The organism is Photobacterium minamisatsumaniensis, from assembly GCF_050336695.1.
Taxonomy (GTDB): Bacteria; Pseudomonadota; Gammaproteobacteria; order Enterobacterales; family Vibrionaceae; genus Photobacterium; species Photobacterium minamisatsumaniensis.
In genome coordinates this window covers 132138-142904 of record NZ_JAKJSI010000021.1, presented here as the reverse complement: position 1 = coordinate 142904, position 10767 = coordinate 132138, and the positions used below count along the sequence as shown (strand labels likewise).

Here is a 10767-nt window from a genome sequence, read left to right as displayed (position 1 = left end):
GTTCTTATAGCGTTCTAACTCTTATCCTTTTAAAACAAGTCTCGTTGCAAGCTCGCCCCTGGTTTGCAGGCATAGTCAGAAAAATCTGTCACCCCTTGGTGTTTCAACACTTCTTCATCAATAAAAAAGTTGCCAGAACACTGAGAAGCTTCACGGGTAATAATTTCATAGCAAGCGTCAGCCATAATGGTGGGATGACGTGAATGCTCCATAATCCTTTTGCCGTTCTTCATATGCGAGATTGCAGAAGTTGCGATGGTCGTTTTCGGCCAAAGAGAGTTAGCCGCAATATCGTACCCTTTCAGCTCTTGCGAGAAAGTTAGCGTCATCATGGACATGGCATATTTTGAGCTGGTATACGCACCATAGTTTTTAAACCAGTCGGGATTTAGATCAATCGGTGGCGACAAGGTGAGTATGTGTGGGTTGGAAGACTTTCGCAGAAAAGGTAAGCATGCCTGAGTCAATAAATATGTACCACGCACATTAATGGAGTACATCAAATCAAAGCGTTTACTCGGGGTGTTTTCCATGTTCTGCAGGTGGATACTACTGGCATTATTAATAACGACATCTATTCCACCTGTTTCGGCAGCAACATGCTCTACCGCAGCTGATATCGCAACTTCATCACGTACATCCAACACGACGGGAATCGCTTTACCCTTACCCAGTTGGTTTATTTCTTCCGCTGCAGTGTAAATGGTACCGGGTAACGTCGGATGTGCTTCTGCTGTTTTAGCGGCAATAACTACCGTCGCACCCGCTTGGGCGCAGCGCTTAGCAATCGCAAAGCCAATACCCCGAGAACCGCCACTAATAAACACGGTTTTATTTTCTAAACTGCTAAATTGCTCGGTTAACTTCTCGCTGTGATTGGTTTCATCAGCCTTTACTTTCGGCATCGATAACGTATTTGTCATTACTTCTAATTGGTTAATAACACGCCTTGCTTTGTCGAATAGATTTGCCATTGCTATACACATCCTGTTGTGTTCAATATTAGTTCGCGACGATCATGTTATCGCCCTTAAACCAAGTATAGAGTAAATATTCCAATCACAAAAAAAAGTAACAAATAGATAACTCACAATGAGAACCGACATGTATTTATTCAATTAGCACACAGRTCCACTACGCGCATCTAGTACAATCAAAGGAGCCAAGTACAGTTTAATACTTGAACAAAATGTATTTTTTATAGAAACGAGAAGTAGAGACGAGAAGTGATGAAGTCTAATGTTTGGATAAAGGCAGGTATAGTGATCATATATGGTTCATCTATCGATGCTGCGCCTCATCGTCACCATGCGATTCAGTTGGCTTGGTCTAGAAATGGCTTTAGCTGCAAACTAGATAAGAACGAAATATCGACACCTGTAATTATTGACTCTAACGTCGAGCATCAGCTACAAATTGATGAGGGCTGGATATTGTTGGTCGAACCCACTAGCGAATTAGGGATAGCGCTATCTAAGAAATTGGTAGGACAACCGTCAAAAGTACTTATCGCGCCTTCATCTAACTTTGAGCTTACAGAACACACTGATGATTTAACTGTACTACTTTCTCCTTTATTTGAAGCTTTAGATCTTTCAAATCATTACCCTCTCATCAATAAAAGCCAAATCATGGATCATCGCATTAAGAAGCTGCTGCATGAACTCAATCACTGCTTAGATGGGAACTGCCTTAAACCAACCAACTGGCGAGCATCTGATGTTGCTCAAAAGCTGTCTCTATCTGAAAGTCGTTTTCTTCATTTATTTAGCAAAGAGCTTGGCATTCCTTGGCGACCATACTTGCTATGGTGCCGAATGATTTGTGCTGTAAGAGCAATATTAAATGGAGAGCCTGCTACAGATGCCGCTCATATGGCAGGTTTTTCTGATAGTGCACATTTAAGTCGAACTTTTCGAAAGACGTTTGGAATGACGATTCGCCAAGCAAAAACTATTTTTCAAAAAAGTTAGCCAGTTTATTCAAGTTTTAGCGCAGCGCATTGGTTACTCTTTTCACATAATCGATGAAAGGAGCTACCCATGAACGAGCTATCAAAAAATTACCTACTAGAAACACCAATGCTGGATTTCATGCATCCATATATCCAAGATCTGGTTGAGACAAAAAAATGGAAAACACTGTCTCAATATGACGCTATTGGTGCCATTTATAATTATGTACGAGATGAGGTACGTTTCGGCTATAACAAAGATGACCGCTTACCTGCCAGCCAAGTATTAAAAGATGGTTACGGACAATGTAATACCAAAGGAACGCTATTAATGGCACTGCTTCGTGCGGTTGGGATTGCGACTCGTTTTCACGGTTTTACCATTTATAATGAGCTACAGCGAGGGGCTATCCCGAACTATCTTTTCAAGGTCGCGCCTGATCGCATCATCCATAGCTGGGTAGAAGTTTATCAAGGAGGGCGCTGGATTAACTTGGAAGGCTATATATTAGATATAGATTATTTAAAGCAGGTTCAAATTCGATTCGCCGAACAAAGTGACGCGTTTTCAGGCTACGCAATTTCGACCAAGTGCTTATCTAATCCTGATGTTGACTGGAACGGGCAAGATACCTATATACAAAGTGAAGGGATTGCTGATGACTTTGGTGTATTTAGTCAGCCAGAAGAGTTCTATTCAATACATGGTAGTAATTTATCAGGTATAAAAAAAGTGATATTTCGATATGTACTCCGCCACCTAATGAACTGGAATGTGGATAATATTCGTACAAACGGAATTCCAAATAAAAGGTAACTAAAACAGATAAGAATGTTTGCCACTAAAAGCACTTTTTAATTACCATTTTTACTCTTTCTCGAAGCCATTGGTGAGTAGAGGAAGAAGAGTTTGATTTGTGCCATTGCATATAAAATGGAATACGCTTGAGTGGAATTGGGGGTTCAATAATAGTTAACCCAAGCGTTTGCTTATAATACATAGCAAGGCTTCTGGTTGTATGGCAAAACAGCTGAGTTTCACTCACCACTAGCATATTCGCGAGCATCGAACTGGCTTCATTCACGATATGACGTTTGATGTTCACCGGCTTTTCAAAAAACAAATTCAAAGCCAGCTTATTATTACGCCGCAAACTCAATACTGATTGAGGCAATATTTGATAATCATCGAGACTAATCCCAACCTCACTGTGTGAGTGCGAACTTGCGACCACCAGCACAATATCATCTTCGAAAAGTAACTCATGAGCTAAGCTCTTGTCTTCTAAAAGATAGCTATCAACAATGAGATCAATTTTCCGATTTCGAAGATCTGCAATACCACGCTCTTCATCATAAATATGCTCATGCAACGAATAGGTTATCTTCTCGTTTTCCTTGCTTGGGGGCTCTCTCAGCAGCTGAGTATGGAACTCCTCTGGCGTTGAAATAAAAAACCGTTTAGTTGACGTCTGCGGATTAAAAGTATCAAACGAATTAACCACTTGTTCAAAGGCGAGTAGCTCATTACGGACATTATTATACAGTGCTAACGCCGCAGAAGTCGGACGCACTTTACTGTTGCCTCGGATAAACAGATCTACCCCAAGTGATTTCTGTAAACGGCTCATCGCCAAACTCACCGCAGGGGGAGATACATCCAGCGCTTCACTCGCTTGGACATAACTCCCCGTTTCCATCACTTTGACAAAGACCTTGAACAAATTGAGATCGAACTTAGAAAAATGCATCCGCCCCCCATTGGAGATAAATATTATTAATCTTCGAGATACACCCTAGTCAATGTTGATTATCTCGGCAAGTTGTTAAAGTTTACTCATCAACAGGACTCATCTTGATGGCGAAAAGGTTCGCTTTAATGAATAGGTGGGCCCCATTTTAGCTATCTCTTTGAGATTCTAAGGAAACGTTATGAATAAAAGTTTATTAGCAGTTGCAATTGGGTTAGCTCCACATATCGCACTAGCAGACTATGATTCTATTGATAACTATCAGGGAAAGCCTGCAACTAAGCATACTATTCAAGCCAATAAAGCGTTTGCCGAACACCTACCTTGGGACGATAGCAGCGCCTTTGATCGCACTAGTCGTGGGCTTGTTGCAGAGCTTGAAGGTGATGCGACTAACGTTCGTGCGCGTTTCCCTCACTACTCAGATATGAACCTTGATGAGCTGCCTCACTCGGTGAATCCATCATTGTATCGCCAAGGTATACTCAACTATGCTGCAAATGGTTTATATGAAGTGACAGAAGGTGTATGGCAAGTTCGCGGGGCCGATATTACCAATATGACCATCTATCGCTCAGACAATGGCTATATAATTCATGATCCGCTATTAACAGAAAGCGCAGGCAATGCAGCGTGGGAATTTGCAAAAAAGCATCTGCCAACAATCAATGGTGAGCATAAGATTACAGGCGTGATCTATTCACACTCTCATCAAGATCACTTTGGTGGCTCACGTGGGATTATTGACGAGTCCTTTGATGGCTTAATTATTGCTCCAGATAAATTTATGGAGTCTATCGCAGCTGAGGCGATGGTCGGTGGCAATGCGATGAGCCGACGCTCTCAATATCAATATGGCACAACACTTCCAACTACCACCAAAGGCATCGTTGATAATGCATTAGGGTTAGCACCAAGCCAAGGTGACGTCACCTTAGTGCCACACAATAAAGAAATCAATGAGCGTGAAGAGTGGGTAAATGTTGACGGCATAGATATATTATTCATCAATATGCCAGGCGCCGAAGCACCGAGTAAGCACGTACATTGGATCCCAAAATACAAAGCACTTCACACCGCAGAGCTTACGTTCGATGGTCAACACAACATATATACATTCCGAGGAGCCAAGACTCGAGATGCTCTGATTTGGTCTAAATATCTACACGAATTAAAACTGCGCTTTGCCTCTGAAGCCGAGGTTCTGCATCAAGCACACTCAGCGCCTGTCTGGAATGATGGAAATGGTGAAATTTCCGAGTATCTAACACTGCAACGTGATAACTATGGTTTCTTACATAACCAAACCATGCGCTTAGCTAATCAAGGTGTCACCATAAATGATATTGGCCGAGAGATTGAAAAAATCATCCCTCAAGCACAACTGGACACATGGCATACCAATGGTTATCACGGCTCATATAGCCACAATGCACGTGCTATCGTAAATCTGTATTTAGGCTACTTAGACTTAAACCCTGTTAACGTAAATCCATTGCAAACGGTTGATAAGTCTTGCGTATACGTCAACGCCGCTGGTGAAAATACGCTGATTAAAGCAGGTAAAGAGCATTACGCTCAAGGAGAGTACCAAGAAGCATCTCAACTGCTTAATGATGTACTGCAATGTAACCCATCAAATGATACAGCCCGCCAACTGTTAGCTGATTCATTTGAGCAACAAGGGTATCAATCAGAAACCATGGCATGGCGTAACTCGTACCTTCAAGGGGCCTATGAGTTACGGACTGGTCATGTTGCGGAATCAATCAAAATGTCGTCTGTAGATATTATCGCCAATACGCCAACATCAGGCTTCTTGGACTTCTTAGCGGTATCCATTAATGGCAACAAAGCGATTGAACTAGGGTTAGATTTCAGCTTAACCATTAGCCACCCAGATCTGAACGAGCATTACTATGCAGAGATCAGCAATGGTAACTTAACAGCAATCCAAACGGATGAGCCAATAAAAGCCGACACAACATTGACGATCAACAAGAGCGATATGTCAGAGCTATTAATTTCAGAAATTACACTTGCGGACCTACTGGAGAGCAAAAAAGCAGCACTAAAAGGAGATAATGACTCCTTCATGAAGATGGTATCAACGGTTGTCACCTTCACTCCAGATTTTGATATTGTGCCGATGCCTTTGAGCAAATAGACATGTGAGTCAAAGAGGTTAAGGAGCCTTGATATTTATCACTTCTTAGCCTCTACTGTACCCCCTCCCCCTAATCCAATACACGCTTCAGCCCTGATATATAGGCAGGAAATTGTGAAATAGTATTGTGGCCTGCACCTGTAATGACAACCACCTCTACCAGCTTATCGCCAAATTCAGCAATTAGCTGGTCGGTTCTAGCCCGAGGAATCACCCTATCCTCTTCTGCAATGAATATATAGGTATGAGCCGTAATATCTTTAGCCCTATCCGAAGATCGGTATCTGTCTTTTATCATCCAGGAGACGGGAAACATCCAATAAATATCTTTAGCGACATTTTCAATGCTATCAAATGGCGTCACCAAGATAAGCTTGTCCACTTGCCGATTAGCCGCCACGTATGTGGCAATACCTGAACCAAGGCTCCTGCCCATCAAGGATATTGAATCATGTTTACTTTTAACCGACTGAAATATCTGTACAGCATCGCTATATAGCACCTTCTCAGTCGGCGTACCTGCATTATTACCGTAACCTCGGTAAGGGATCAGGTAGATGGTATAATCCGGAATTACCGCATTAAAGAATGGGATATTGGCTTCGATACTTTCTGCGTTCCCGCCGTAATAGATTAACGCCTTAGGTTGCCCTTCATTGAGTACCCAGCCAAAAAGCTGTACACCATCAACAACGAAGCTGGTATTCATTTCGCCATAAACATCACTGGCAAGCTGAGGAAAATACAGAAACTGACGCTGTAGGGAACAAAAAGTAAGAGCAAAAAGTGCGTAGCACACCACTAAGGTAACCAATATACTATTCATTCCCGCTACCTGTCTTGCCTGTGCTTATAACAATAATAGACGAGCACATAAATAACTATATTGATCCCCACAGCCGCAATACCCAGTAAAATCTGGACATCAAAGCGCAATCCAACCGGATAAATAATGGGAATAATATAGTGCTCGACAAATCCTTCTGGATAACCTTCACCACCTGCCGCTTGCCTCAATTGGTTTTCCAATGGTGTTAAAGGGCAGATCCAACCTTTGAAGCTGATCACAGCAACCCAGAGTGCTGCAGGAAGATGGACAAAGAACATATAGCCACGCCATAGTAGCAGCGAGCCTCCGAGCAACGCGAAGATGATAAATAAAAGGTGAAGTATTACGACAAGATCTGCCAGTACCCGATAAATCATAAGCTATCTCCCCCTCCCCTTGGTCAAACATAGCTTATCAAAGCAATAACTGTTATCCACATTCAGGTTAATATTTGAAAGTTATACCGACCTACAACACGTGGGTTCTTAGCTGTTATCAACAAAATCTGGGGACAGTTCAAGCTAAACGATGTGGGAAAATAGTAGAGTGGAATAAACAGGTAGCTTGCACCGCAATTCAGCAAGTAATAAAAGTATATAAAAGCAATCTGGAATAAGTTTTTCCACAACGCTTTGACTATCATTTGCCTAATCCAAACTGCATAAGGTAATTATCAATGAAAATCTGCGTAACAAGTGTGCCTGTTGAAAACCAAGAAAAAGCTCTTGATTTCTATACAAATATTTTAGGCTTTATCAAGAAAACAGAAGTACCACTTGGTGAGTACAAATGGCTGACTGTTGTGTCTCCACAGGAGCAATCAGGCGTTGAGTTGCTACTTGAGCCTATGGCTTTCGAGCCTGCTAAGCTGTACCAAGAAGCCCTGAAAGAAGCTGGTATCCCTTGGACATCGTTCGCTGTCGATGACGTTAATGAAGAGTACACCAGACTTTCTAAGCTTGGGGTTCAATTCTCAATTGCTCCTAAAGAGGCAGGTAACGTTATCATTGCGGTATTAGATGATACCTGTGGTAATTACATCCAACTAATGCAGCAACTATAAAACCGTCGTAATGCATTAGACCGTCCAGATGACACCATTAGTGTTACCTGAATTATTCGCTATTGCCCATTCAGTGTTAGTATAAAACATGAGCCCCTAACAAATTACAGGTGCAAAATGCCCTTCGGCCCTAAGACATTCTATGAGAGAGAACTCGATCGTTTATACAGTGAGGTATCACTCCCAGCCAAGCAGTACACGCTTATCAGGCAGTCGAAGGCATTCATGGAAAAGTATCACTCTGAAAGAATTGAGTTAAATGATTTAGCCAAAGCTGCATTCATGTCTCGATTCCACTATGTTCGAGTATTCAAACAAGTATATGGGGTAACTCCTAGAAGCTACCTGAAAGATATGCGTATCTCAAAAGCCAAACAGCTTCTGAAAGACGGTCGCTCAATAACGGACACTTGCTTCGAGGTAGGTTATGAAAGCTTGGCGACTTTCTCTACCACCTTTAAAAAGAGCACAGGTTACTCTCCACGAGAGTTTCAAGATTATTATAAAAAGGCCTGAAATAAGCTTTGAACAAACCAAACGGCAACCCCATTCAAGAGACAGTACCCGAGCCGAAGATTAAATTTACCTTGTTATGCTAGCTTTCCTACACGATTGAAGGAATTCACCAATATCGCATACTCTACAAGTGCTACATCGTAATACTGCTGATCAATTAACTCACATCTAACGACACCTTGAATGATAGCTGCGGCTTTTACCGGATTTAACGACTCAATTTCTGCTTCAGAGAACTTTTCAAGCTCTTTACTATGCATCTCCATGCAATAGCTGCATCCGTTTAACTTAGATATTTCCAGTGCAATGTAGGCGGCCTCTGCTTGATTTTGACAAGCCAGTTGCAGTTCACCATAAATCGCCCCAAACTTTTGTTGAATATTTGATAATCGCATAGATAACTCCCAAATGAATAAAAGTGAAACAAGTTAAAGTCGCGTAAGGTAAAGCGGTATGTATTTATTCGAATTAGCCGTTGGCTCAACTTTTCTTGAATCGAACAAGATAGGAAAATTATATATCGACAGTTTCATGACTTAAATGCTATTTTTTCTATAACACTAATAGCCAAATTGACATGAATATGGGTGAGCCATCGATTTACGAGTTGGAGGTTTTTGTCGCAGTAGCTGAGGCAAAGAGTTTCAGTAAAGCAGCAAATATAAAAAATGTAACTCAACCCGTTGTTAGTCGAACGATACGGAAATTGGAATCAAGGTTTAATGCATCTCTTTTTAAGCGAACAACAAGAAAGGTTCTATTGACAGACGATGGAGAGTGGTTACTAAAGCGTGCTTATTTAATATTAAAAGAGCATGAAACTATAATTCCGCATTTTCAGCAATTAACTCATGAAGTATCTGGTGAGATAGTTGTCGACGCTGCAACGCCATTTTCGCTCTACGCCATTATTCCACTAATGCATAAACTTCAGGATGTTTACCCCAAATTAAAAGTTAATCTGATTAATAATGAAGGACGAACTGAATTACTAAACTCGAACGTAGACATTGCTATTCGCATAGGTGATTTACAAGACTCGTCGATGAGAGCAAGAAAGCTCGGTGTAACTAATCGAGGCCTTTATGCATCACCAGAATATATCGCGCGATCGGGTTTACCCTCTAACTACTCTCAGCTATCGGAACATCATCTCTTAGGGTTTTATCAATTTGAATATTTAAACCAGTGGCCGTTGGAAAACTCAGAGGGGGATGTGTTTACTGTTAAGGATACTATTGCAACGAGTAATAGCGGTGAATCTCTCAAACAGATGGCTTTGAATCACATCGGGATAACTTGCTTATCTCGTTTTACTGTAGAAGAAGATCTAAAGGCTGGCCGCCTAATTCCGATAATGGAAGAGAAATGGCGAGATGAAAACATCCCAATATATGCGGTATTTTACACTGGGCAACATTTAAATTTTCGTACCAAAGCATTCTTAGATTTTTTGGTTGATAACATTATGCTCTAGCTCAATATAATTGAGGACTTCAATAAGTACGTCTACGTGAGCTAATCCAGCTTTTATTCATATGACCATCACCAGTATAACTAAGCTTTAAATCTTGAATGGATAGACGCTCTAATACACTGTGTGGTGGTCGGTTTTCGGATGTTGCATTCACTTTTATGACATACCCAAATTAATATTTTTGGGCTAAAAGCATGATATATCGCTAATTTACTAAGAGCACGCCATCGACTTCAGGTGCAGCGTGTTCATAAATAATCTTGGGTCGGCAATATTATTCAGCATTGATTGAGTGGGTAAGCAATCGTTATCGACGTAGTCGACATAATCAGACGCCGAATCAAAAATCAAAATATCCAACGCCAAACGATCCAACCCGTATAAACCTCGGTGGATCATATCCGCTGAAAACACCAACAAGTCGCCTGCCGCTAACGCAATCTGTTTACCGCCAGAAATGCTATCACTGCTCACCTTACCATTCACTTCTTGGCGAACATTGTACTCTTCTTCATTGTCCCATCGCTTGTGCGTCCCGGGGATGATCTCCATGCCGCGCTCATCAAATAAAGGCACGCGAAGGTGTAACACTTGCGTATCTTGTATTACTTTCATCTGGTCTTTAATGTCATAGTCATATTGGCAGTCACGATGCCAAAAGTCTTTTTGTTGCGGATTCACAGGGTTGAAGAACAGTTGCGTATTCATGAACGCTGGGGTTTCCGGAATCACCGCATCGACCACTTCCATGATTTTTTTTGAGCTGATGAAGTTAAAAAGTATCGTTCTATCGTCGATGGGTAAATATTCGCTTCCCGTAATTAAAGACGAGTTAAACGCTTCTTCCTGATAGAACTCTTCGTTGTCTGCTTTCCACAACTCATGGAATTTCAATACTACTTTTCTAAGCGATGAAATCTGAGTTTCATCGAAATAATTTCTGATAACAAAGTAACCATGTTCGTCGTAACTGTTACTTAATTGTTGGCTGTTTTCTATCACTGACTACC

At 41.4% G+C, this 10767-nt stretch carries 12 protein-coding genes; 6 read left to right on the top strand and 6 right to left on the bottom strand.

Features of this window, described 5'->3' with window-relative positions; genetic code table 11:
* Positions 1-29 precede the first annotated feature (29 nt).
* Positions 30-974 (bottom strand): SDR family oxidoreductase, encoded by a 945-nt coding sequence (locus L4D78_RS12045; RefSeq protein ID WP_428467148.1) that lies wholly within the window; start codon positions 972-974, stop codon positions 30-32.
* 255 nt (positions 975-1229) lie between these two features.
* Here L4D78_RS12045 and L4D78_RS12040 point away from each other — a divergent pair, with 255 nt between their 5' ends.
* On the top strand, positions 1230-1973 hold the full coding sequence (locus L4D78_RS12040) for a helix-turn-helix transcriptional regulator (protein ID WP_428467147.1): 744 nt from the start codon (positions 1230-1232) through the stop codon (positions 1971-1973).
* Between the two features lie 69 nt (positions 1974-2042).
* A complete protein-coding gene (locus tag L4D78_RS12035; RefSeq protein WP_428467146.1) occupies positions 2043-2771 on the top strand; it encodes a transglutaminase-like domain-containing protein in 729 nt (242 codons plus the stop codon).
* Between the two features lie 25 nt (positions 2772-2796).
* Here L4D78_RS12035 and L4D78_RS12030 read toward each other — a convergent pair whose 3' ends face one another.
* Positions 2797-3705, bottom strand: a complete 909-nt coding sequence (locus tag L4D78_RS12030) for a LysR family transcriptional regulator (RefSeq protein WP_428467145.1) — start codon at positions 3703-3705, stop codon at positions 2797-2799.
* A 181-nt stretch (positions 3706-3886) separates the two neighbouring features.
* Here L4D78_RS12030 and L4D78_RS12025 point away from each other — a divergent pair, with 181 nt between their 5' ends.
* Complete coding sequence (locus L4D78_RS12025; RefSeq protein WP_428467144.1) at positions 3887-5872, top strand: alkyl/aryl-sulfatase; 1986 nt, start codon at positions 3887-3889, stop codon at positions 5870-5872.
* A gap of 70 nt (positions 5873-5942) precedes the next feature.
* Here the strand turns inward: L4D78_RS12025 and L4D78_RS12020 are convergent, their stop codons facing one another.
* Positions 5943-6698 (bottom strand): alpha/beta hydrolase, encoded by a 756-nt coding sequence (locus tag L4D78_RS12020; RefSeq protein WP_428467143.1) that lies wholly within the window; start codon positions 6696-6698, stop codon positions 5943-5945.
* Positions 6699-6703: 5 nt separating this feature from the next.
* Positions 6704-7078, bottom strand: coding sequence for a DUF2784 domain-containing protein (locus L4D78_RS12015; protein WP_428467142.1), 375 nt, complete (start codon positions 7076-7078; stop codon positions 6704-6706).
* A 299-nt stretch (positions 7079-7377) separates the two neighbouring features.
* Here L4D78_RS12015 and L4D78_RS12010 point away from each other — a divergent pair, with 299 nt between their 5' ends.
* Together L4D78_RS12010 and L4D78_RS12005 are read left to right on the top strand one after the other, a co-directional pair.
* Complete coding sequence (locus L4D78_RS12010) at positions 7378-7764, top strand: VOC family protein (RefSeq protein ID WP_428467141.1); 387 nt, start codon at positions 7378-7380, stop codon at positions 7762-7764.
* Positions 7765-7989: 225 nt separating this feature from the next.
* Positions 7990-8280 (top strand): helix-turn-helix transcriptional regulator, encoded by a 291-nt coding sequence (locus L4D78_RS12005; RefSeq protein ID WP_428460220.1) that lies wholly within the window; start codon positions 7990-7992, stop codon positions 8278-8280.
* Positions 8281-8354: 74 nt separating this feature from the next.
* Here L4D78_RS12005 and L4D78_RS12000 read toward each other — a convergent pair whose 3' ends face one another.
* Positions 8355-8675 (bottom strand): carboxymuconolactone decarboxylase family protein, encoded by a 321-nt coding sequence (locus L4D78_RS12000; RefSeq protein WP_428467140.1) that lies wholly within the window; start codon positions 8673-8675, stop codon positions 8355-8357.
* Between the two features lie 182 nt (positions 8676-8857).
* Here L4D78_RS12000 and L4D78_RS11995 point away from each other — a divergent pair, with 182 nt between their 5' ends.
* The gene (locus L4D78_RS11995; RefSeq protein ID WP_428467139.1) at positions 8858-9757 is read left to right on the top strand and encodes a LysR family transcriptional regulator; all 900 of its coding nucleotides are present in this window, start codon (positions 8858-8860) and stop codon (positions 9755-9757) included.
* Between the two features lie 213 nt (positions 9758-9970).
* Here L4D78_RS11995 and L4D78_RS11990 read toward each other — a convergent pair whose 3' ends face one another.
* Positions 9971-10759 (bottom strand): phytanoyl-CoA dioxygenase family protein, encoded by a 789-nt coding sequence (locus tag L4D78_RS11990; protein ID WP_428467138.1) that lies wholly within the window; start codon positions 10757-10759, stop codon positions 9971-9973.
* Positions 10760-10767 lie beyond the last annotated feature (8 nt).